The sequence below is a fragment of the Bacteroides sp. MSK.20.82 genome (genome assembly GCF_019052485.1).
GTDB lineage: Bacteria > Bacteroidota > Bacteroidia > Bacteroidales > Bacteroidaceae > Bacteroides > Bacteroides thetaiotaomicron.
Genome location: NZ_JAHQUN010000046.1, coordinates 19,984 through 43,002, shown reverse-complemented (window position 1 = coordinate 43,002; position 23,019 = coordinate 19,984). Strand labels below are relative to the sequence as shown.

The following is a 23,019-nucleotide window of genomic DNA, read 5'->3' as shown; positions in this document are numbered from 1 at the left end:
ACCCGCGACCCTCAGCTTGGAAGGCTAATGCTCTATCAACTGAGCTACTTCCGCATTCTTGCCAAAGTTGTCACTCTGATTGTGGGCAAAGATGGATTCGAACCACCGAAGTCGAAAGACAGCAGATTTACAGTCTGCCCCATTTGGCCACTCTGGTATTTGCCCTTAATATTTCAAACAAAGAATTAAAATCAAATAGCGAACAATACTCTGAACATAGATGTTTTATTCTCAGTTCTTCTTCTAATTCTTCCCCGCCATGCGAACCGAATTGACTGCCGTCATCCCTTTCGCTAAAATCGGATGATCCTCATTCATCCTTGGAGCCTCTTGTCGGATTCGAACCAACGACCCCGAGATTACAAATCACGTGCTCTGGCCAACTGAGCTAAAGAGGCATTCTAGCTAAAAAATGCAACCGTCACGTTCTAACGCGAGCGAAACGGCTGCAAATTTAGTTATTTATTTCTTTCCCGCAAAATATTTGCGATTTTTTTATTTGCTACGCTGTTTTTCCTTGTATTTCACCAGTTGTTTTTCAAGTGCTTCCACATCCAAATCAACTGCTTCCTCGAATGTATCGCACACTTTACTTGCATAAAACTCACCATTAGGAATAAGAATCTTTATGCCTGCCTCTTTATTTTCAGCAGCTTCCGGCTTAACTACCTTTAATGACACCTCTACTTTCTTTATATCTTCGTAATATTTTTCCAACTTAGACACTTTCTTCTGAATAAATGCCTGCAATTGCTCTGACGCATCAAAGTGAATTGATTGAATTCTAATATCCATACTTACCTCCTTTTTTTAAGCTCTTGGATGAGCTTGTTTATACACTTTTTTAAGTTCTTCAAATGTAGCATGCGCATAGATCTCGGTAGTTGCAATACTCTCGTGACCCAAAAGTTCTTTTACCGCACCCAATTCTGCATCATTATTCAGCATTGTGGTAGCAAAAGTATGCCTCAGCACGTGAGGACTTCTTTTTTTCAACGTCGCCACCTTTGACAGGTTCCGTTTCACTAAATTATAGACTAGATTCTTATAAAGCCGTCCGCCATCCTCTTTAATAAAGAAAGCCTTCGACCTTTCCGGAATCGCTTCGTTTCTTACATTAATATATTCAAGCATCAACTCTTTCAGTTCATCACCGAACGGTATTAGCCGTTGCTTGTTTCTTTTCCCGGTTACTTTCAAAAGAGAAGCAGAAAAATCCACATCCTTATCATCCAGACCTATCAATTCCGATAGTCTCATGCCTGTAGCATAAAACATTTCAATAATCAACCGATCACGACAACCTTTAAATCCTTCGCCAAAATCCGTATCATCCAGCAACTTATCCATTTCGCTCTCTTTCAGAAAGACAGGTAACGGTTTCTTATTCTTAGGTCCTGTTATTTTTCGTAACGGATCTACGGTCACCTCTCCTTGCCTTAAAAGATACTTATAGAACGACCGGAGCGAACTTAGCTTTCGATTTACAGAAGTTGAAGTATATCCCCTGTCCATTAATGAAACAATCCATTCACGAATCAGTTCACCTTCCACTTCCAACGGATCAAACTTTCCGTACTCTTCCTGAGCAAACTCCTGTAGTTGCTTTATATCCTCGCCATACGCCAGAACGGTTTTTTCGGAATAATTCCGCTCATACCGGAGGTAATCAAGAAAAGATTTAATTAACATAATATCGCTACATCTAAAATCGTGCAACGAATGTATGAAAAGAATTCAATAATTCAAAGGAAATTACGAATTATTAATCTTCTACTTGCTGAAGTTGTTGTACATAAACTGCACGCTCTTTCTTAAGTCTTTTAGTTACAGACGGTTTATCAAATTGCTGTCTGCTTCTTAATTCTTTCACGATGCCAGTTTTCTCAAATTTTCTTTTAAACTTCTTCAGCGCTTTTTCAATGTTTTCGCCTTCTTTTACAGGTACTACAATCATTTTGTTATTATTAATATGTTATTGGTTAAAAATTTCCGCAGTCAAATTGCGCCGCAAAATTACACATACTTTCTTTATTCACAAAACTTTCGGCAAATATTTCTCAAAAACTATTCATAAACAAATCATTAACCGCGAAAAGTTAGTACCTTTGAGACTCATAAATATGTCTATAAATAACATAATAAGGTATGAAGCAGAGCATAAAAGAGCGTATACACGCACTACGGATGACATTCCGCCCTAACAATATCAAAGCGTTCATCATTCCCAGCACCGATCCTCACCTGAGTGAGTATGTAGCTCCTTATTGGATGTCCCGTGAATGGATTTCCGGTTTCACGGGTTCCGCCGGAACAGCCGTCATCTTAATGGATAAAGCCGGACTATGGACAGATTCCCGTTATTTCCTGCAAGCGGAAAAGGAACTGGAAGGCAGCGGCATTACATTATATAAAGAGATGCTGCCGGAAACTCCTAGTATCACAAAGTTCCTCTGTCAGAATCTAAAGCCGGGAGAATCTGTGAGTATTGATGGGAAAATGTTTTCCGTGCAACAGGTGGAACAAATGAAAGAAGATCTTGCCCCCTATCAGTTACAGGTCAATCTGTTTGGCGATCCACTGAAAAACATTTGGAAGGACCGTCCATCCATGCCTGATGCTCCGGCTTTTATCTACGATGTTAAATATGCAGGAAAAAGTTGTGGAGAAAAAGTTGCCGCCATTCGTACCGAGCTGAAAAAGAAAGGCATCTTTGCTTTATTTTTATCCAGTCTGGACGAAATAGCATGGACTCTCAATCTGAGAGGAAGTGATGTGCATTGCAATCCGGTTATAGTAAGTTATCTACTGGTTACTCAAGATGAAGTAGTCTACTTCATTTCGCCGGAAAAGATTACCCAAGAGGTAAATGAATACTTGCAAGAGCAGCAAGTCAGCCTGAGAAAATATGACGAAGCTGAATCTTTCCTGAATTCTTTTGCAGGAGAAAACATACTTATCGACCCAAAGAAAACGAACTATGCGATTTATTCGGCTATCAATCCAGCATGTAAGGTCGTTCGTGGAGAATCTCCTGTGACATTACTGAAAGCCATTCGCAATGAGCAGGAGATTGCCGGCATCCATCACGCAATGCAGCGGGATGGCGTGGCGCTTGTCAAGTTTCTCAAATGGCTGGAAGCATCAGTGCTTTCGGGCAAAGAGACCGAACTGAGCGTAGACCGGAAGCTGCATGAGTTCAGAGCAGCCCAACCTTTGTATATGGGAGAAAGTTTTGACACAATCGCCGGATATAAAGAGCATGGAGCAATCGTACACTATTCCGCAACGGAGGAGAGTGATGTCACGCTTCAGTCTAAAGGTTTCTTGCTGTTAGATTCGGGAGCGCAGTATCTGGATGGAACAACTGACATCACCCGTACCATTGCATTAGGCGAACTGACGGAGGAAGAAAAAACAGACTATACCTTAATATTAAAAGGCCATATTGCATTGGCAATGGCTAAATTCCCAGCCGGAACACGCGGCGCCCAACTCGATGTATTGGCCCGTATGCCTATCTGGAGTCATGGCATGAACTTCCTTCATGGTACCGGACATGGCGTAGGACATTTTCTGAGCGTACACGAAGGTCCGCAAAGTATCCGTATGAACGAAAATCCCATTGTGCTGCAACCCGGTATGGTTACATCCAATGAACCTGGTGTTTATAAGGCAGGCAGCCACGGGATACGCACCGAGAATCTGACATTGGTCTGCAAAGATAAGGAAGGCATGTTCGGAGAATATTTCAAATTTGAGACGATCACCCTATGCCCGATCTGCAAAAAAGGCATCATCAAAGAAATGCTGACGGCAGAGGAAGTCAAGTGGTTCAATGACTACCATCGAACCGTTTACGAAAAACTTTCTCCAAGTCTAAACGAAGAAGAAAAGAAGTGGCTGCTAGAAGCAACAAAAGCTATTTAAAACAGCTTTTGTCTGACACCCGGGTGTTGAGCATACCGACACCCGGGTGTCAGGCTGCTTGAGACCCGGGTGTCAGACAGTACGAGACCCGGGTGTCAGACAATCCCCAATCATATTCAATAAAAACATCATTAGAAACAATATATTTTATGGCTTTAATCAAATCAGTGCGGGGCTTTACCCCCGAAATTGGAGAGAACTGTTTTCTCGCAGACAATGCAACTATCATAGGAGATGTAAAAATAGGAAATGACTGTAGCATCTGGTTTTGTACCGTATTGCGCGGTGACGTTAATTCCATACGGATAGGCAATGGAGTCAATATTCAGGATGGAAGCGTGCTACATACTTTATATGAGAAGTCAACCATCGAAATTGGTGATCATGTTTCCGTAGGACATAATGTGACGATTCACGGAGCAACCGTCAAAGATTATGCACTTATCGGGATGGGGTCTACCATATTGGATCATGCCGTAGTAGGCGAAGGCTCCATCGTTGCCGCCGGTTCTTTGGTATTGAGCAATACAGTGATCGAGCCCGGAAGCATTTGGGGAGGGGTACCGGCTAAATTTATTAAGAAGGTAGACCCGGAGCAAGCAAAGGAGCTAAACCAAAAAATCGCTCACAATTACCTGATGTATTCCCAATGGTATAAATAATGTGAATCAGTAGTTGATTCAAAATTGCAAAGGAATGAATCAAACAGTAGTATCTCCATTGGGGGTGACTAAAAAGTCGATTCTATCTCGAATCTCCTCCTTCGGGAAGGAGGAGTGGTCGAAGACCGAGGTGGTAGGAGAGATAATGTTTGTTCCTATTTCTTTGTAAATGATAGGATTATGTATTCACCTACCACCTCCCCCTACGGGTACTCCTCCTTCCAGAAGGAGGAGAGTTAAGATACTATTGACTTTTTAGACAGCCCATTTAAGATACTATTGACTATCATTTAGTTCAAAACCGCAAAGAAATGAACAACATTCAACTACTGATTCACATGAATAATATAAATATCAGGTTCCAGATCATTAGTAAGTTCATGTGTTTTCAGGGTACTATATTCAATGCATCTCTGATCTTTGAAAAATTAGCAAAGGAGCGTATTGGATCAGCTAATATCCATGAAGGAGTTCATGGATTCATTTGTTTTATTTAACCAATTGCCTGCCTCTAATTTACGAATTATTCGTAGATTTGTAATCAAACAGAATAAAAACATCTAACTATAGAAAACATACTACTCCACGATCAATCATGAAAACAAAACTACTGCTTATTACTCTCCTTTTTGCAACAATGCCGGCAGTCAATGCTCAAAACAGAGAGAGAGACTATTTAAAAAAGGTATTTGCCAATCTAGAGAAAATTGAATCCGCAACATATTATGTTGCTAACGAAAGCTGGCAACCCGGGGACTCCACCGCATTATCCATTCTACATGGATTCATCAAAGAATATAATCACCCCATAGATTCAACCATCGGCGCAAGCTATGTTTCACTGGATGCCAAGGATACTACAAAGCTAAACTTTTGTTATGATGGTAACGTAAGAGTAGAAGCCTATCACGATAATAAAAAGTTAGTAATTGATGACTTCACATTCAAACCACTCCCTTTCAGGCTAGTAAGACCTCCATTCTTCAATTTCGCAAAGAACATCATCAAGTATGCGCTTACCACTGATGATAATATCACCATAGAACTGAAAGACGAGGGTAATGATTACTATTTCAAACTAACAATCAATGAGGAACAACAGGTTGAATTCTTTGGAAAAGCCTTCCACATGCCTCTTCCCCCATTCGATATCGGCAATACGACTTCTATTTATGAATTATGGATTAATAAATCGGATAATTTACCTTTTAAGGAGCGAAGGGAAATGTCACATGATATTTCCGTTTCAACTTGTTCCAACCTTCAGATTAACAAGCTCAACATCAGAGACTTTAACATCAATGATTATTTCCCCAAAGATTATGAAACAGTTAAATACAGCGATCTCCACAAGAAAAGCGGAGACTCGCCATCCACATCCGGACTCACAGGCAAAAAAGCTCCGGGATGGATATTAGAAAATATAGATGGACAGTCTCTATCACTTGCCAACTGCAAAAGCAAAGTCATACTAATCAATTTCACCGGCATTGGCTGTGGCGCCTGCCAGGCAGCTGTACCTTTTCTGAAAAAGTTAAAAGAGTTATTCAGCAACGAGGAGTTTGATCTCATTGCTATAGAATCCTGGAGCCACAATGCATCCGCCATCCGAAACTACGCCAAGCGGAAAGATTTGAATTATACGATTCTAAATGCCACGAACGAAGTTATCAAACAATACCAGACAGGTGGTGCTGCACCCTTCTTTTTCATACTGGACCAGAAACGAATCATACGAAAAATAATCAGAGGATATAGCACAGAGAATACAGATAAAGAAATTATAAATGCAATCAAAGAACTATTATGAACAGACTGTTTACCTTCCTTTTCTTGTCTCTGCTATTCAACATAGTACAAGCACAATTACGGAGTCCCGAATATCAAAAAGGAAAAGCCATACTAAGCGGCACAATAGCTAATTATAGCCCTGATGATCATCCGGACCTCAAAATCGGAGCTCCTAATATTGTGATGGGGGCAGCCGAAACCCTCTTCCCGACTATCGAAGCAGACGGAAGCTTCAAAATCAATATTCCTCTCTATCATAACACACAAGTACGGATGACGATAGGGAAAGCCGATATAGTCATTCTGCTAAGTCCCGATAAAGAAACTAATGTAGCGGTCAATCTAAGCAATCCGCAAGGAAAACAATTTGTATTCAGCGGACAATATGCTACCATCAATAATGAATGGTGCCAGCCAGAATTGATTACAAGAATAGCTCCGGTTTATAGAAATGGCGACATACTGGATTCTATTGCAGGCATCAGCGCCAATGAATTTAAGAAACGCTGCATCGACCAATACAAACAGTGCGTGGCACACAACAACACAAAAACGCAATTTAGTGAAGATACCCGCACACTTGCCAATCTCTCATGTGCGTTCGATTGCATAGAGAATCTGAATGCAACCCGTTATTGTCTGCAAACGGCTTATCAGAAGAAGGAAAACATCACGCGTGAACAAGCCAGTACAGCCTTTGCCAATTTTGATTTTCCTGCCAATTTCTATGATTTCCTAAAGAATTTCCCTGTCAATCATCCCTTAGCGCTCTATTGCTACAATTACCGCAACGTGATCTCAGGAGAACTCTATGAGCTACATCATGATCCTTTAAAATTTGAGAAGTATTTACTATCAAAAGCAGCGCTTACAAAGGAGGAACAAGCGCTTATTCGCCAATACGAGACAGCTCTCAAAACAGGTATCCCCTTCCAACAAGGCAGCGAGCTGATCTCGCTTATTGCAAAATACCCCAAAGAATATAATGAATTCAGTCAGAAACTATTCACCAAAGCGAAGGAGTATCTGAGCCATATCATGCAAGACAGCACTTGTTTAATGGTCGATTATATACGGGCAATCTATATGCGCTCCAGCCTATATAATTTAAAACCACTAACCACTCAACAAGAAGCTATGGCAACGGAAATTACAAACCCGATTTTCTTAGGAATCATTCAAGACATGAACCGACAGATGCAACCACGCGCAAAAGCGACAACAAAGAAATACTCTGTCTGCGAAGCACCTAAAGTATCAGAAGAAGAATTACTGTCTGCTCTCGTCGACCGCCATAAAGGAAAAGTACAATTCATTGACTTTTGGGCTACCTGGTGCGGTGGCTGCCGAAGGACGATTAAAGAATATGAACCTATTAAAAAAGAATTAGGCGAAAACGTAGCTTTTGTCTACCTAACTGGCCCCAGTTCCATCGAAAAGACTTGGAAAATACTCATACAAGACATTGTCGGTGAACATTATTGGTTAAACGAAAAGCAATGGGGTTATCTTTGGAAACATTTTCAGATGAAAGGTTTGCCCATGTATTTGGTGATAGATAAGCAAGGAAATATAGTGAAACGATTCACCCATGTGACACGAAAAGAACTGGAAGAGTTACTAAAACAGGAAATAAACAAATAGAATACCAACATTTTCAAAAGATGTACTGGTAAGCGGGTGTATCGAAACCTTTATAAATTAAAATTCATCTTCGCTACAGATAGTTGTGGCAAAGATGAATTCGTTAAAAGGGGAGTTCTGACACATCTCCTTATTCTTATCTTATTCTGTTATATTCTGAGTTCATTGACGAATCTCTCTTCTTTAAGAAAAACGAGACGACAAGCTCAGAACAGCAGAGCGAAATGATAGGGCTTACCTGTTTTTCAGGCGACGCCCAACCTTATCCGTCTCTAAAAGTTAATCATGTGCATGATCTTCTCCGTAGCTCCGGCATTACTGGTCACATAATAACCGGCATTCGCACCAGTCTCACGCATGAAAACGTCATCTGCCTGAAAACGGTCCAGCAAGGTTTTCAACTCGTGATAGTCTTTAATTGAGTATGCGCCTTTAGCTTCGAGCAACCGGATTGCTTCCATAAACTTCTGATATTTCGGTCCGAAGATAACAGGGATGCCATATACAGCAGCTTCCAGCGTATTATGAATACCGACGCCAAAACCACCTCCGATATAAGCCACTTCTCCATAGCGGTAAATAGAAGATAACAGTCCGAAGCAATCGATAATCAAGCAATCAACTTTCAGTACATTCTTTTCGTCAGCACGAGTATAGCGTACATAAGGACGTTTCAGTTTACTGATAATCTCCACCAGATGATTTTCATCAATCACATGCGGAGCGATGATCAACTTCATTTCCGGATGGGTGTTGAAGTACTCCAGAAATAAATCTTCATCCGGTCCCCAAGAACTGCCGGCTACAAACGTAAAGGCATTGTCTCCTTTAAACATTTTCACCAACGGAAGGTCTTTGGCCTCTTCCCGAATCTGCAACACACGGTCGAAACGGGTATCTCCCACCACTGTCACACGACTAATGCCAATCTTCGACAAATAGCGTTTGGAAGCCTCATTCTGCACAAACAAATGATCGAAATCCTTCAGCACATTGCGATAAGTCCCACCATACCATTTAAAGAATATCTGATCGCGACGGAAAATGGAAGAAACGCTATACACCGGGATGCGACGCTTATGAAGCTCATCCAGGTAATTCTTCCAAAATTCGTACTTGATAAAGAATGCCATGCACGGGTTTGCGATATCCAGGAACTTCTTCACATTCCGCGGTTTATCAAACGGCAGATAGCAAACAATGTCCGCTCCCCGGTAATGCTTGCGCACTTCGTAACCGGACGGAGAGAAAAATGTAAGCAATATCTTATAATCGGGATATTTTTCCCTGATCATTTCTATTAATGGACGCCCTTGTTCAAACTCGCCAAGCGAAGCAGCGTGAAACCAAATATACTGCTCCCCTTTCTCCACTTGCTGTCGTAGAAGTTCATACACCACCCAATGCCCTTTCATCATTTTTCGGGGCTTACGGCTGAACGGAGCAGCAAAATGAACCAAAAGGTCATAAATAACTATTGCCAGATTGTAAAGCATAATTTACAAATCCTAATTATTTAAGTACCTCTACGGCGCGCTTCATACGAGCCAATGTCTCTTCCTTGCCCAACACCCAGGAAATATCGAACATATGCGGACCTTTTCCTTCGCCCACCAGTGTCAGACGGAAAGCATTCATTATATTACCTGTATGGTAACCTTTTTCAGCAATCCAGTCCATCACTATTTTCTCCTGACCTTCAATGCTGAAATCCTCGATGCCGGCAATTACTTCCGCCAACTCAGTCATACATTTTGCCGAGTCTTCTTTCCAGCGTTTCTTCACTGTCTTTTCGTCATATTCAGCAGGAGCCACAAAGAAGAAGCTACAAACATCCCACAGTTCCTTGATAAAACTTGCACGGTCTTTCATCATGCCGACTACCGTAACGACCTTCTCGAAAGGAGCCTCTACCCCATGCTCTTTCAGCACAGGCAAAAACAGTTCGGCAATTTCTTCATTCGGTTTAAGCTGGATATACTGATGATTGAACCAAATACCTTTTTTATAGTCGAATTTAGCTCCGGACTTGCTGCAACGATGAATGTCGAACAGTTTTATCATCTCGTCCATAGACATCACTTCCTGATCGTTGCCCGGATTCCATCCCAACAAAGCCAGGAAGTTAATCACCGCTTCGGGCAAATAACCCGATTCACGATATCCGGAAGACACTTCTCCCGATTCCGGACGCCATTCCAACGGGAATACAGGGAATCCCAAACGGTCGCCGTCACGCTTGCTTAGTTTACCGTTTCCTTCCGGCTTCAGCAGCAAAGGCAAGTGGGCAAATTCCGGCATCGTGTCTTCCCAGCCGAATGCACGGTACAAAAGTACGTGCAACGGTGCCGAAGGCAACCATTCTTCGCCACGGATTACATGAGACACTTCCATCAAATGGTCATCCACAATGTTTGCGAGATGATAAGTAGGCAGTTCGTCAGCCGACTTATAAAGCACCTTGTCATCCAGAATAGATGAATTAATAACGACTTCGCCACGAATCAAGTCATTCACGTGAACATCCTCGTTCGGCTCGATCTTAAAGCGAACCACATATTGCTTTCCTTCAGCAATCAATGCGTCCACTTCTTCTTTCGACATTGTCAGAGAATTACGCATCATCCCGCGGGTCGATGCATCATATTGGAAGTTAGCAATTTCCGCACGCTTAGCGTCCAGTTCCTCGGGAGTATCAAAAGCGATGTATGCCTTGTCATTATCCAACAAAATCTGCACGTATTTCTTATAGATTTCGCGACGTTCGGACTGACGGTACGGGCCGTGTTCTCCACCGAAGCTCACTCCTTCGTCAAAGTGGATACCCAACCACTTGAATGACTCAAGTATATACTCTTCCGCTCCCGGCACGAACCGGTTGGAGTCAGTATCTTCAATACGGAAAATGAGGTCTCCGCCGTGTTGACGCGCAAATAGATAATTATACAAAGCTGTACGCACACCACCGATGTGCAATGCTCCCGTAGGACTCGGAGCAAAACGAACTCTTACTTTTCTTTCTGCCATAATTTGGGTTAGTATAGGTAAATCGTGGCAAAATTAAACCTTTTTTTCCACACTATTGTTTTTTTTTGTACTTTTCGCAAAAATTTCAATGCGTATGGAACATATGAAGAAGAAAAAGAGGTTCTCAAGAAGAGATATATTATATAAATCATTGCTGTTTGTAGCGACAGTGACACTGATTGTCTATTTCCTGCCACGTGACGGAAAATTCAACTATCAGTTTGACATAAACAAGCCCTGGAAGTACGGGCAGCTGATAGCCACTTTTGACTTTCCAATCTATAAAGACGACGCAGTGGTGAACCGGGAACAGGATAGTTTGCTGGCTTCCTTCCAACCTTATTATCTGCTTGACAAACAAGTAGAGAAAGACGCAATCGCCAAGCTGAAAGAGAATTACCATACTCACCTGAAAGGTATACTTCCTACCGTAGATTATCTGCGATACATCGAACGGACATTAAAAGAAATATACGGAGAGGGCATCGTTTCGACAGAAAACATACAAGAACTCCACAAGGACAGTACTTCGGCAATCATGATCATCGACGATAAACTCGCCAACTCCAAGCCTACCGATCATATATATACGGTCAAAAAAGCTTATGAGTACTTGCTTTCCGCAGATACGACCCACTTCAACCGTGAGATTCTGAGACAATGTTCTTTAAACGAATATATCACACCCAATCTCACATTCGACCAGCAACGGACACAGACCGCCAAAGAGGAAATGCTGAACAACTATTCCTGGGCCAACGGATTAGTCGTCAGCGGACAGAAAATTATAGACCGTGGAGAAATCATCAGCCCGGAAACGTACAATATTCTGGAATCATTACGCAAAGAGTCTATCAAGCGAAGTGAATCCATTGATCAGAGCCGCTTGATTCTTGGCGGGCAGATTTTGTTTGTCGGTATGCTGATGCTTTGCTTTATGCTCTATCTCGACCTGTTCCGAAAAGATTATTATGAGCGCAAAGGCAGCCTGTCGTTACTGTTTACACTGATTGTATTTTATAGTGTAGTAACAGCTTTCATGGTATCACATAATATATTTAATGTATATATGATTCCGTACGCGATGCTGCCCATTATCATACGGGTTTTCCTCGATTCACGAACTGCCTTCCTAACGCATGTCATTACGATATTAATCTGCTCTATATCCCTGCGTTTTCCGCATGAGTTCATTCTGACGCAGTTGGCTGCCGGATTAGTTGCCATTTTCAGTTTAAGGGAACTTTCGCAGAGGTCACAGCTCTTCCGCACGGCCTTATTGGTGATACTGACTTACGCGGCTATTTACTTCGCATTCGAGCTAATGACCGAGAATGGACTTGCCAATGACTTCTCTAAGCTGAATGCACGGATGTATACCTATTTCTTTATTAATGGTATTCTGCTGCTGTTTACATATCCGTTGCTGTTTCTGCTGGAAAAGACGTTCGGCTTTACCTCTAATGTGACTTTGGTCGAACTTTCCAATATCAACAGTGATCTTCTCCGGCAGATGTCCGAAACCGTGCCCGGAACTTTCCAGCACTCTATGCAGGTAGCCAATCTGGCGGCAGAAGCAGCGATCCGTATCGGAGCGAAAAGTCAATTAGTACGTACCGGAGCTTTGTATCATGATATCGGCAAGATGGAGAATCCCGCTTTCTTTACGGAAAATCAGTCGGGAGGCGTCAATCCTCATAAGAATCTGAATTACGAGCAAAGTGCCCAGGTCGTGATCAGTCATGTGACAGACGGATTAAAACTGGCGGACAAGCATAATCTGCCGAAAGTAATCAAAGACTTTATCAGCACCCATCATGGACGGGGAAAAACGAAGTTCTTCTATATCTCATGGAAGAACGAGCACCCCGACGAGGAACCGAATGAAGAACTGTTCACCTATCCGGGTCCTAATCCTTTCTCAAAGGAGACAGCTATTCTGATGATGGCGGATGCTGTTGAAGCAGCGTCACGCAGTCTGCCGGAATATACGGAAGAAACTATCAGCAACCTGGTCGACAAAATCATAGACTCCCAAGTTGCTGAAGGTTATTTCAAAGAATGCCCTATCACTTTCAAGGACATTGCGACCATCAAGACGGTATTCAAAGAAAAACTGAAGATCGCTTATCACACACGGATCAGTTATCCTGAGTTAAAGAAGTAAGCAGACCAGCGCAAGCGTCTTCGAGTACATCCAGCACATATTCAAATCCTTCGGCCCCTCCATAGTAGGGGTCGGGGACATGGTCGGCGGGAATGCGGGTACAGTACTCCGTCATACGATGAATCTTTTTCCACTCTTCCGTAGAAGGAGCTTTTTCTTTCAGATCATCTATGTTACGGTCGTCCATGCCAATAATCAGATCAAAATTATAAAAGTCCTCTGTCCGCACCGGACGGGAGCGATGAACCAGTTGATAGCCCCGACGGGCAGCGTGTGCACGCATCCGGCTATCCGGCAATTCGCCTTGATGATAAGACAGGATTCCGGCGGAATCAATCACAAATTCTTTTTCCAGTCCGGCTTCTTTGATCAGGTGAAGCATTACTCCTTCCGCCGTAGAGCTACGGCAGATATTTCCGAGGCAGACAAATAATATTTTCTTCATAATTTACGTTTAATAATTGACAGGCTTCATTCGTTTCTATTATCAAAACGAATTAAGTATCTGATTGGCCCGGTTTACGGTAACGGCTGCCGGTATTTCCGGCATATTACCCAAATTGAACGGGGCCAGCATTTTCTCTATCTTCTTTAATCCGGCTTTATTTCCCTTCTTCTCAAATTCCTGACGAAGAATCGTTATTTTCTCATGTGCCTGAATACCTTCGATCAGACGTTCGAAACGGATACAGCTACGGGCTCCCGGATACACAAGATAAGTATCTCCAGCCGCCCACGTGCGGAAACGTGAATCGAGCAACGGCTCCAAAGGCCAACTATTGTATGCCCAACGCAGATAGCCGTCCAGATGCTTCTTCGAAGAATAGAAACTCACCCATGCAGCCTCAGCAGGGTCGGAAAAAGTGAATGTATTGGGATGTGCTTCCGTACAACAAGTATAATAGGTGGTACGTTTATTCTCGGCCGCACGGCGGAGACGCACTTCTTCCGGGAAGTTCTGTCCGATAACAATGCAATAATCGTACAAGTCCGGCTCTATCTCAGCATGATAATTACCGGCCAGTGAAACTTTAAACTCCGGATCTGCCTTACGGATTACTTTCAACGTTTTCTGCATTACATCCATCGGACGCTCATCCATCGCAATCGCACAAATATCAAACCATCCTTTTTCTCTCAGATGCTTGGAAAAAGAAGTAAGCATCGCAACCCACATTTCTTCATAAGCAGGTTCTCCCGGTGCTGTCTTTACAAACTTCAATGAATTTGTTGCCTGATCAAAATACTGGAAAGATAATTCCCAGGGAACCATAGAGTAACAGTTAATCTGCTGATCGATACCGACACTCATCATAAACTCTACCCAGCGATCAAAAACCGTATAGTCGAAAGCCCAAGTACCGTCGGCACGTTTCATCCATGTAACCATCGTCTCGAAATAATCTTCAGTCTGACCGTTCCAGGGTTTATGTGTCAAAGTGGCTGTGATAATCTTTTGACCGGCATCTGCCAGCATTTTCATCAGCGGGCGCATAGCGTCCAGATGCTCCTGGCTCCACAAGGGAACCTGATAATAACGGGCTACGGCAAACGGGCTCTGCCACAAATCCAGATGATAAGCCCATTCGGACGGTGCAGGAAGTTCACGGGAAGAAACAAGGATTTCGAGATTAAGCTGCTGCAACAGACGGGAACCGTCTTTTATCAGCAAGGCACCCTTGTAGGTTCCGGGAGTAGCCGATTGAGGAATCCAGCATTGCACCCAGATAGGTTGAACAGTACGTGCCGGAACAGACATTGATTTCAAGTTCGTATCAATCGGGTCGGCTACCAACAACGAATCGTAATCCACTGCTTGACGGTGACCGCATGCGCCTCTGCCATCTTTATTCAGTTCATCGGTCATTACATAACGGATGAAACCGGCTTTAAACGCCTCATCCGAAAGGCTATTTCCTTTTTTATCTTTAAAATCGGTAAAGCTGAAGTTCAGATCTTTCACCTCAGTGCCGGTCCAGACAACAGCCTGCGCATTTATACGTTCGCCACGCCAGCCTTTTAAAGTGGTAAGCTGCTGTTTTTTCAGCTGAGGAAGCCGATGCTTCGCATAGCGGGTGTCAATAGTTCCCCAGGAAATCTGAGGGTTGGTAACTGCTGCCCAGTCTTTATCAGAGGGGGAGGAAGGGTCGGGCAGTTCCTGATAAGTTTCTATTGGAAATTTCGGTTGCCCCGTAGGGGTTCCACACTGAGTCACTCCTTGCTGGGCAAAAAGAGGACTCACACCAATAAGACATGTTAAGCAATAAATCGTAAGTCGTTTCATGGTTAGTTAATTTATAAAGGTTATTATAAGAAAAATATTAGGTCTGTATCGAGTGCTACATGGGGTCTACATCATAATAGACAATCAAGGATTTATAGCGTTCATCCTCCAGCATCTCTTTCTGGATACGTTGTAGCAATTCCCGCGCACGTCCCATCGGGGCATTCTGTTCGATCTTCAGCACTATCTTTTTGATGAATAATGTCTGGATACGAGCAACGGGAGGTTTGTCCGGCCCCAATACCCGGTTTCCGAACACAGTTCTTAGTTTCTCTGCCATGACCGCAGCCATCTGGTCCAGCAATGCTTCATTATGGTTTTTCAGATAGACATACACCAACCGATAGTAAGGGGGATAATGAAACATTTGTCGTTCAGCGAGTTGACCGTCTACCATTTCTTCATAGTTATTACCGATAACCTGATGGATAATGGGGTGATCAATGCTTTTCGTTTGCAGTACCACCCGCCCGCGTTTATTCTTACGCCCGGCTCGTCCTGCTACTTGTGCCATCAGTTGGAAAGCACGTTCGTAAGAACGGAAATCCGGATAATTGAGCATGGTGTCCGCATTCAAGATGCCCACTATACTTACATGATCAAAGTCCAGACCTTTCGATACCATTTGCGTACCGATCAGTATATCCGTCTTTCCCTGTTCAAAATCGGCGATAATCTTCTCGTAGGCAGCGCGGGTACGGGTAGTGTCTAAATCCATTCGGGCAACAGCCGCTTCCGGGAAAAGGACTTTGATATCATCTTCAATCTTTTCCGTACCAAAGCCACGATTGACCAGTTCTGTTCCTTCACAGGCGGGACAGGACTTCGGTAGTTGATAGGTATAGCCGCAATAGTGGCAGGTCAGTTGGTTGATACCTTTATGATAAGTCAGACTCACATCGCAGTTCTTACATTTCGGCACCCAGCCGCAAGTACGGCATTCTATCATCGGTGCAAATCCGCGACGGTTCTGGAAGAGAATAACTTGTTCTTTCTGTTCCAGTGCTTCTTTCATATATTGTATCAGTAACGGCGAGAACTGTCCGACCATCCGCCTCTTGCGATGCAGTTCTTTGATATCCACCGGAATAATCTCCGGCAGCTGAATTTCTTTATATCGTTCTTTCAGTTGTACAAATCCATATTTTCCATTCCTTGCGTTCTGCCATGTTTCTATGGAGGGGGTAGCAGTGCCGAGAAGCGTTTTTGCTCCATACATGGCAGCCAGTACGATAGCCGCATTCCGTGCATGATAGCGAGGAGCAGGGTCCTGTTGCTTATAGGTGTTCTCATGCTCTTCGTCTACAATCACCAGGCCCAGATCACGGAAAGGAAGAAATACGGAAGAACGGACTCCAAGGATGATATCATATCCTTTTTCTCCCAGTTGCTTCCGCCATATCTCTACCCGCTCGGCATCCGGAAACTTGGAATGATAAATCCCCAAACGAGAACCGAATACCCGTTGCAGGCGCTCTGTGATTTGAGTGGTTAATGCTATTTCAGGCAAGAGATACAATACTTGTTTCCCTTGACGAATCGTTTCTTCTATCAGATGAATGTATACTTCTGTCTTTCCACTGGATGTAACTCCATGAAGCAGGCAGACATTTTTCTCCTGAAAGGATTGCACGATCTCATCGTGCGCCCGCTGCTGAAACTCGTTCAAGGCATTCAACTCTACGACCTCCTTCACTTCCTGATTCAGCCGGCCGACTTCATGAAAGTAAATCTCAAATATCTTTTTCTCCACCAAGCCATTCAGAATAGAAGGAGACACCCCTGCACGTTGCAACAGCTCTTTTTTCGAAACTTCTTTCGGCGTTTCTCTTCCAAGGATTCCCGAACACTCGACATATTTCATCAGCAACGCCAACTGCTTCGGAGCACGGGACAGGATATCAAATAAGATATGAAGCCGCTTTTCATCAGCAGAACCGGCTAATCGTACTCTCGCCTCCGTTTTCGGCTTGTAAGTACGGCGCAATTCCTCTTTCACAAAGATGGCTTCTTTATCCAGCAGAGATTTGATGACTGTGAGGATATTTTTCATGCCACTCTCCTTCTCCAGTTTCGTGACACATTGCTGAGAATCTACTGAAAGCAAATCAAGAATACGCTGCTCTCTTTCCGATAATGGTGCATCCGCCTCAAAATCGGGATTATATTCTACAATCGTTTCACTCTCCAACTTCAAGCCGGAAGGAAGTGCCGCTTTATAAACATCCCCTTGTGTACAGAGATAGTAATCCGCCAGCCACTCCCAAAACTTAAATTGAGTGGACAATAAAATAGGAGAAGCATCCAGCAATGCAGATATATCCTTCACCTCATACTCCGTCGGAGCACAATAATGAACATTACGAACGATAGCTGTATAAAATTTCTTCCGTCCGAAAGGAACTATCACACGGCATCCGATCTCAACCTCTTCCGCACATTCATCCGGCAGGGAATAGGTAAAGTACTTCGGAAGCGGTAATGGTAATATGACATCTACATACTTTTTCATTGCAAGCACAAAAGTACAATAAAAAAATGGGGATTTAAAAGAGGAAGAGGGAACACTGATAAGAAAAATAGTCTGCACACCGGAATCTGATAAAATAGATTCAGGTTCACAGACCAGTACCTTAAACAAAATACCTTGAACAAAAAAAGAGCCTCCTTTATCGGAAGCTCTTTCTTTGTATGATTGAATGTAACGGATGGCTTAGAAAATATAAGCAACGGATACTTGCCAAGTCTTGGTTTTGTATGAGCCTTCAATGTCTTCAAAGCTGGCAGTCTTGCCCAACGGAATATTATAATTAGCTCCTACTTGCAGATGATTCAGCAGCTTCACACCTGCACCTACATTGATACCGACTTCAGCTTTCTTTTTATCGGTTTTTACTCCGTCTATTGTCTTATTACCGGCAAAATCAAAGTAAAAATCAGGACCGGCAGCCACATAAAGACCTACCAGACTTCCCAGACCGATGTTATATTTCAAATTGACCGGAATATCCAAGCCATTCTGCTTGACAGTAGCTTCTTCACCTCCATCAGAGATTTTTATACCTCTTTGAGCAAAAAGCAAAGACGCATCGACTCCTAATCCCACAACCGGAATATTGAATTCCGCCATCGGACCGATAAAGAAACCTGTAAAATTATCCTTTTTAAAGTTTTCTTTCACATCAGAAAAGCTTGCTTTAGACAAGTTTAAACCACCCTTTACACCAAAATGTAATTGTGCCTGGGCAGGCATCGCCATACCGATACATACGGCAATCATTAAAGCACCAAAAATCTTTTTCATAAATCTACGTGTTTATAATTCGGGACAAAGATATATATTTATAATAAATAAACACAAATTATTGCTCTTTGTTCGAAATCAACTCCCGATTTGCCAGCAAGGCCTCCTTAGTTCCCGCTGCCATCGAAAGAATACCGTCATTACACGTAACCATACCGCTCTCCTTGCGTCGTGTCAGCCAATCGGTAACAAAGTCCGAAGCATATCCTCCCGTACTGAACTCACCGTCCAGCGCTATTATCTTTTTATAAGCAGACAGGTAATCTTCTTCCGTCGTATCGGGATAAACGTTGGTGTAAAGCCACAACTGGATGTCGTAAAGCAGATAAGAACGTTCGTCGGCATGAAGCGCAAAGAATCCTTTATCGGTTACTATCTCTTCCGATATCTTCCGAATCCATCGCTCCGTATCCACGGGATGATCACACTTTGCGCACAAATCGGACAAGAGCGGTGAGAAAGCTGCGTTCCGAACTTTTTCCAGCTCCATTCTTTCATCTTCTTCCGACGTATCAAAGACTTCTTCGTTGACAAGTCCCCGAATAAATTCTTCAAAGTTATCGGCAAGGAAAGTAACATAATAATCATCTTCCTGATCGACATGAACGACTTTCGGTTCGCCCTGTGGACCACACTCCCGATAATCAAGGAAAATCATATCATGTCCCACAGAAGGACAGTCGCAGATAGCCACTCCAATGTCCGGATACCCCCATTCTTCAATCATGAAACGGCTGCCGAACTGTCCGCAAAGAGAATAAATCTTATCCTTATCGACTCCCATAATGCCAGTGATAGCCACATGGTCGTCCGCCCAACTGGTAGGTTCGTCGCAAGGAAAACAAACATTGAAAGGTATTCCACCGTTATGCTGCTTCATCAGCCAAATATAAGATTCGGGGAGTTTGTATCCCAGTTCACGTTCTGTTTCTTCTATCATCTCTTCTGTAGGAGGTGCGCCAATATATTCATTCATAGCATATTCATCATCATCCCAGAAGTCTATAAAGTCAAAATTCTCAAAAGGTTTGTTTTTCATAATCGCTGTTTTTAATTTGTATTCTTTTAGTTTTGCTTTGTATGTACACTACTTTTTACGAATATACTAAAAAACAGACATTATCAATTTATTTCCTTTATTTATTTCGTTTTTTTTACGAGTAAATGAAAAAGAATCCAAGATTAAATACATAAAATACACTAATGATACAAAACACAGAGACCAGCCTATATCAACAGGCTGGCCTCTCATTTTACCCCTATGAATCAATGATTCGGATGAATATCCAGTTTCACCGGTTTAATCATATTTTCCGGTTTCAAGATCGTATCCAGGTCTTCTTTGGAAAGAATGTTATGTTCCAGCACCAGCTCATACACTCCTTTACCCGTTTCCAGAGCCTCCTTCGCTATCTTTGTAGAATGTTTATAGCCAATTACGGGATTCAGTGCGGTCACTACTCCGATACTGTTGTGTACATCCCGACGGCATTTTTCTTCATTGGCTGTGATACCATCAATACATAAGGTACGCAATGTATCAAAACCGTTCATCAACAAATCCGCAGATTCAAAACAGCATTGTGCCATGACAGGTTCCATCGCATTCAGTTCCATCTGCGCAGCCTCTCCACTCATAGCCACACAAAGGTCGTTTCCTATCACTTTATAAGAGACCTGATTCATGACTTCCGGAATGACAGGATTCACCTTTCCCGGCATAATGGAAGAGCCCGGCTGCATGGCAGGCAGATTGATTTCTCCCAGTCCGCAACGAGGACCGGAAGCCAATAGCCTCAGATCATTACAAATCTTGTTCATCTTGACAGCTACACGCCGCATGGCCGAAGAATATCCTACCATGCAGGAAGTATCCGAAGTAGCACCTATCAGGTCATCTGCCAGTTTGATATCCAGTCCTGTAATCTTGCGCAGGGCAGCAATGCACTTTTCCGCATATTCCGGTTCGGCGGTAATTCCGGTTCCGATGGCTGTCGCACCCATGTTGACCGTCAGAAAATCCTGTGCGGCAAAATCGAGATTCTTCAGTTCATGTTCCAAAATACTTGCGAATCCATTAAAGGTTTGTCCTAGTGTCATCGGTACGGCATCTTCCAGTTGGGTACGTCCCATCTTGATGATGTGTGCAAACTCCGCTCCTTTCTTTCGGAAAGCCTCGATCAGTGTTGCAAAGTGTTTCACCAATTTAAAATGGGTATAATACAGACCAATGTGAATGGCTGTAGGATACGCATCATTGGTAGATTGCGAACGATTGACGTGATCGTTAGGCGAGCAGTAGTGATACTCTCCGCGTGCATGTCCCATCAGTTCCAGTGCACGGTTGGCAATCACTTCATTGGCATTCATATTGGTGGTGGTTCCGGCTCCACCCTGTATCATATCTACAGGGAATTGGTCATGATGTTTTCCTTCCAGTATTTCTTTACAAGCCTTCAGTATGGCATCCGTCTGTTCCTCAGTCAATAAATCCAGTTCACGGTTGGCAACGGCAGCTCCCATTTTAGTGATGGCCAATGCCTGAATAAACAGGGGATACTCATTCAAATGAAACTTGCTGATGCGAAAGTTTTCAATACCACGGAGTGTCTGTACTCCATACAATGCACTTTCCGGCACTTCACGACTACCTATCAAGTCGCTCTCTGTACGAGTTTTTTTTGATAATTTCTGTTCCATATCGGTTGTTTTATAACAATAACACATTCGTTAGTTGATATAATAACCAGCCAGAGATGTTATTGTTTTAATAAATATGCAAAAACTATTCAATAACTTTTTTGTTGTTTATCTTAGAAACAGAGAAAAAACGAAGATAAATCCTTTATCTTTGTTAGGAACTTATAAAACAACAACCAATGATATTACAATTAGCATTTGTTCTGACAGCCATTATTATTGGCGCACGTTTGGGAGGCATCGGACTCGGTGTCATGGGAGGAGTAGGATTGGGAATACTCACGTTCGTTTTTGGTTTACAACCCACCGCACCACCTATCGACGTTATGTTGATGATTGCCGCCGTCATTTCCGCTGCCTCCTGTATGCAAGCAGCCGGCGGGCTGGACTATATGGTGAAACTGGCAGAACATTTGCTACGCAAAAATCCTTCACACGTCACACTGCTCAGCCCATTGGTGACTTACCTGTTCACCTTTATTGCCGGAACCGGGCATGTGGCTTATTCCGTATTGCCCGTAATTGCAGAGGTAGCTACCGAAACAAAGATTCGTCCGGAACGCCCGCTCGGTATTGCTGTGATTGCTTCGCAACAGGCTATTACAGCCAGTCCCATCTCTGCCGCTACGGTAGCTCTGCTCGGGTTACTGGCAGGTTTCGACATTACATTATTCGATATTCTTAAAATTACGATTCCCGCCACTATCATCGGAGTATTGGTCGGCGCTTTATTCTCCATGAAAGTCGGCAAAGAACTGATAGAGGATCCCGAGTATCAAAAACGCTTGAAAGAAGGTCTTTTCAATGACAAGAAGATAGAGATTAAAGATGTCAAGAACAAACGTTCCGCCATGCTTTCCGTACTCATCTTTATATTGGCAACTGCTTTTATCGTCCTTTTCGGATCTTTTGAAGGTATGCGTCCCAGTTTCCTGATCGATGGAGAAATCGTCACGCTCGGTATGTCCTCCATTATCGAGATCGTAATGTTGTCGGCAGCCGCTATCATCCTTATAGTAACCAAGACGGATGGAATCAAAGCAACGCAGGGTTCTGTATTCCCTGCCGGGATGCAGGCTGTTATCGCCATCTTCGGTATTGCGTGGATGGGTGATACTTTCCTTCAGGGCAATATGGCACAGCTCACTCTCTCCATCGAAGGAATCGTGCGGCAGATGCCATGGCTGTTCGGTATTGCGCTGTTCGTCATGTCTATCCTGTTGTATAGCCAGGCAGCCACGGTGCGGGCATTGATGCCGTTAGGCATCGCATTAGGTATTTCTCCGTATATGCTGATTGCCTTATTCCCCGCAGTGAACGGGTATTTCTTTATCCCGAATTACCCGACTGTCGTAGCCGCCATTAATTTCGACCGCACCGGAACAACAAAAATCGGTAAATATGTGTTGAATCATTCGTTTATGATGCCCGGACTGGTATCTACCGTAGTCGCTATTGTTTTAGGACTGCTCTTTATTCAAATATTCTAATATATTATTAACCTAAACTC

General features: G+C 43.1%; 18 protein-coding genes and 2 tRNA genes. 7 read left to right on the top strand and 13 right to left on the bottom strand.

The annotated features are described in order from the left end of the window. Positions 1-82: 82 nt before the first annotated feature. The 5 genes from KTR07_RS23140 to rpsU form a co-directional block, all read right to left on the bottom strand. Positions 83-165, bottom strand: a tRNA-Tyr gene (locus KTR07_RS23140). 156 nt (positions 166-321) lie between these two features. Then, a tRNA-Thr gene (locus tag KTR07_RS23135) sits at positions 322-398 on the bottom strand. A gap of 97 nt (positions 399-495) precedes the next feature. Next, the gene (hpf, locus tag KTR07_RS23130; protein WP_008762025.1) at positions 496-795 is read right to left on the bottom strand and encodes a ribosome hibernation-promoting factor, HPF/YfiA family; all 300 of its coding nucleotides are present in this window, start codon (positions 793-795) and stop codon (positions 496-498) included. Positions 796-810: 15 nt separating this feature from the next. Next, complete coding sequence (gene xerC / locus KTR07_RS23125) at positions 811-1,692, bottom strand: tyrosine recombinase XerC (RefSeq protein WP_016268834.1); 882 nt, start codon at positions 1,690-1,692, stop codon at positions 811-813. A gap of 73 nt (positions 1,693-1,765) precedes the next feature. Next, positions 1,766-1,957 (bottom strand): 30S ribosomal protein S21, encoded by a 192-nt coding sequence (gene rpsU / locus KTR07_RS23120; RefSeq protein ID WP_002558090.1) that lies wholly within the window; start codon positions 1,955-1,957, stop codon positions 1,766-1,768. 191 nt (positions 1,958-2,148) lie between these two features. On the opposite strand from rpsU, the gene KTR07_RS23115 reads away from it, so the two are divergent. The 5 genes from KTR07_RS23115 (at position 2,149) to KTR07_RS23100 (ending at position 8,027) form a co-directional block, all read left to right on the top strand. After that, entirely contained in the window at positions 2,149-3,930 is a 1,782-nt protein-coding gene (locus KTR07_RS23115) for an aminopeptidase P family protein (protein ID WP_113748111.1), read from the top strand. 149 nt (positions 3,931-4,079) lie between these two features. After that, complete coding sequence (locus KTR07_RS23110) at positions 4,080-4,592, top strand: gamma carbonic anhydrase family protein (RefSeq protein WP_008765423.1); 513 nt, start codon at positions 4,080-4,082, stop codon at positions 4,590-4,592. Positions 4,593-4,626: 34 nt separating this feature from the next. Continuing rightward, on the top strand, positions 4,627-4,761 hold the full coding sequence (locus KTR07_RS28640) for a hypothetical protein (RefSeq protein WP_256365422.1): 135 nt from the start codon (positions 4,627-4,629) through the stop codon (positions 4,759-4,761). A 426-nt stretch (positions 4,762-5,187) separates the two neighbouring features. Beyond that, on the top strand, positions 5,188-6,402 hold the full coding sequence (locus KTR07_RS23105; RefSeq protein ID WP_117981639.1) for a peroxiredoxin: 1,215 nt from the start codon (positions 5,188-5,190) through the stop codon (positions 6,400-6,402). After that, the gene (locus tag KTR07_RS23100; protein ID WP_113748108.1) at positions 6,399-8,027 is read left to right on the top strand and encodes a TlpA disulfide reductase family protein; all 1,629 of its coding nucleotides are present in this window, start codon (positions 6,399-6,401) and stop codon (positions 8,025-8,027) included. The genes KTR07_RS23105 and KTR07_RS23100 overlap by 4 nt, the downstream gene beginning before the upstream one ends. A gap of 272 nt (positions 8,028-8,299) precedes the next feature. Here KTR07_RS23100 and KTR07_RS23095 read toward each other — a convergent pair whose 3' ends face one another. Next, complete coding sequence (locus KTR07_RS23095; protein WP_113748107.1) at positions 8,300-9,523, bottom strand: 3-deoxy-D-manno-octulosonic acid transferase; 1,224 nt, start codon at positions 9,521-9,523, stop codon at positions 8,300-8,302. A gap of 16 nt (positions 9,524-9,539) precedes the next feature. Further along, positions 9,540-11,054, bottom strand: coding sequence for a glutamate--tRNA ligase (gltX, locus tag KTR07_RS23090; protein ID WP_113748106.1), 1,515 nt, complete (start codon positions 11,052-11,054; stop codon positions 9,540-9,542). A gap of 94 nt (positions 11,055-11,148) precedes the next feature. Between gltX and KTR07_RS23085 the strand changes: the two genes are divergently transcribed. Next, positions 11,149-13,221: an HD family phosphohydrolase gene (locus tag KTR07_RS23085; RefSeq protein ID WP_113748871.1), complete on the top strand. Its 2,073-nt coding sequence runs from the start codon at positions 11,149-11,151 to the stop codon at positions 13,219-13,221. Here the strand turns inward: KTR07_RS23085 and KTR07_RS23080 are convergent. From KTR07_RS23080 to KTR07_RS23055, 6 genes are all read right to left on the bottom strand, one after another. Next, a complete protein-coding gene (locus KTR07_RS23080; RefSeq protein WP_008765417.1) occupies positions 13,196-13,666 on the bottom strand; it encodes a low molecular weight protein-tyrosine-phosphatase in 471 nt (156 codons plus the stop codon). The genes KTR07_RS23085 and KTR07_RS23080 overlap by 26 nt on opposite strands. Before the next feature lie 42 nt (positions 13,667-13,708). Further along, on the bottom strand, positions 13,709-15,505 hold the full coding sequence (locus tag KTR07_RS23075; protein WP_113748105.1) for a DUF4091 domain-containing protein: 1,797 nt from the start codon (positions 15,503-15,505) through the stop codon (positions 13,709-13,711). 55 nt (positions 15,506-15,560) lie between these two features. Further along, positions 15,561-18,017 carry a primosomal protein N' gene (gene priA / locus KTR07_RS23070; protein ID WP_113748870.1) on the bottom strand — a complete coding sequence of 819 codons (2,457 nt, stop codon included), beginning with the start codon at positions 18,015-18,017 and terminating at the stop codon, positions 15,561-15,563. A 201-nt stretch (positions 18,018-18,218) separates the two neighbouring features. Continuing rightward, positions 18,219-18,809: a porin family protein gene (locus KTR07_RS23065; protein ID WP_008765414.1), complete on the bottom strand. Its 591-nt coding sequence runs from the start codon at positions 18,807-18,809 to the stop codon at positions 18,219-18,221. Positions 18,810-18,867: 58 nt separating this feature from the next. Next, positions 18,868-19,848 carry an SMI1/KNR4 family protein gene (locus tag KTR07_RS23060; protein WP_117981638.1) on the bottom strand — a complete coding sequence of 327 codons (981 nt, stop codon included), beginning with the start codon at positions 19,846-19,848 and terminating at the stop codon, positions 18,868-18,870. A gap of 227 nt (positions 19,849-20,075) precedes the next feature. After that, positions 20,076-21,509, bottom strand: a complete 1,434-nt coding sequence (locus tag KTR07_RS23055) for an aspartate ammonia-lyase (RefSeq protein WP_113748103.1) — start codon at positions 21,507-21,509, stop codon at positions 20,076-20,078. A gap of 179 nt (positions 21,510-21,688) precedes the next feature. On the opposite strand from KTR07_RS23055, the gene KTR07_RS23050 reads away from it, so the two are divergent. Continuing rightward, positions 21,689-22,999 (top strand): anaerobic C4-dicarboxylate transporter family protein, encoded by a 1,311-nt coding sequence (locus KTR07_RS23050; RefSeq protein ID WP_008762009.1) that lies wholly within the window; start codon positions 21,689-21,691, stop codon positions 22,997-22,999. The last annotated feature ends 20 nt before the right edge of the window (positions 23,000-23,019 follow it).

Bases quoted from the DNA above. Each gene is read 5' to 3' on its own strand.
- hpf (WP_008762025.1), bottom strand. From the start codon at position 795: ATGGATATTAGAATTCAATCAATTCACTTTGATGCGTCAGAGCAATTG.
- xerC (WP_016268834.1), bottom strand. From the start codon at position 1,692: ATGTTAATTAAATCTTTTCTTGATTACCTCCGGTATGAGCGGAATTAT.
- rpsU (WP_002558090.1), bottom strand. From the start codon at position 1,957: ATGATTGTAGTACCTGTAAAAGAAGGCGAAAACATTGAAAAAGCGCTG.
- KTR07_RS23115 (WP_113748111.1), top strand. From the start codon at position 2,149: ATGAAGCAGAGCATAAAAGAGCGTATACACGCACTACGGATGACATTC.
- KTR07_RS23110 (WP_008765423.1), top strand. From the start codon at position 4,080: ATGGCTTTAATCAAATCAGTGCGGGGCTTTACCCCCGAAATTGGAGAG.
- KTR07_RS28640 (WP_256365422.1), top strand. From the start codon at position 4,627: ATGAATCAAACAGTAGTATCTCCATTGGGGGTGACTAAAAAGTCGATT.
- KTR07_RS23105 (WP_117981639.1), top strand. From the start codon at position 5,188: ATGAAAACAAAACTACTGCTTATTACTCTCCTTTTTGCAACAATGCCG.
- KTR07_RS23100 (WP_113748108.1), top strand. From the start codon at position 6,399: ATGAACAGACTGTTTACCTTCCTTTTCTTGTCTCTGCTATTCAACATA.
- KTR07_RS23095 (WP_113748107.1), bottom strand. From the start codon at position 9,523: ATGCTTTACAATCTGGCAATAGTTATTTATGACCTTTTGGTTCATTTT.
- gltX (WP_113748106.1), bottom strand. From the start codon at position 11,054: ATGGCAGAAAGAAAAGTAAGAGTTCGTTTTGCTCCGAGTCCTACGGGA.
- KTR07_RS23085 (WP_113748871.1), top strand. From the start codon at position 11,149: ATGGAACATATGAAGAAGAAAAAGAGGTTCTCAAGAAGAGATATATTA.
- KTR07_RS23080 (WP_008765417.1), bottom strand. From the start codon at position 13,666: ATGAAGAAAATATTATTTGTCTGCCTCGGAAATATCTGCCGTAGCTCT.
- KTR07_RS23075 (WP_113748105.1), bottom strand. From the start codon at position 15,505: ATGAAACGACTTACGATTTATTGCTTAACATGTCTTATTGGTGTGAGT.
- priA (WP_113748870.1), bottom strand. From the start codon at position 18,017: ATGAAAAAGTATGTAGATGTCATATTACCATTACCGCTTCCGAAGTAC.
- KTR07_RS23065 (WP_008765414.1), bottom strand. From the start codon at position 18,809: ATGAAAAAGATTTTTGGTGCTTTAATGATTGCCGTATGTATCGGTATG.
- KTR07_RS23060 (WP_117981638.1), bottom strand. From the start codon at position 19,848: ATGAAAAACAAACCTTTTGAGAATTTTGACTTTATAGACTTCTGGGAT.
- KTR07_RS23055 (WP_113748103.1), bottom strand. From the start codon at position 21,509: ATGGAACAGAAATTATCAAAAAAAACTCGTACAGAGAGCGACTTGATA.
- KTR07_RS23050 (WP_008762009.1), top strand. From the start codon at position 21,689: ATGATATTACAATTAGCATTTGTTCTGACAGCCATTATTATTGGCGCA.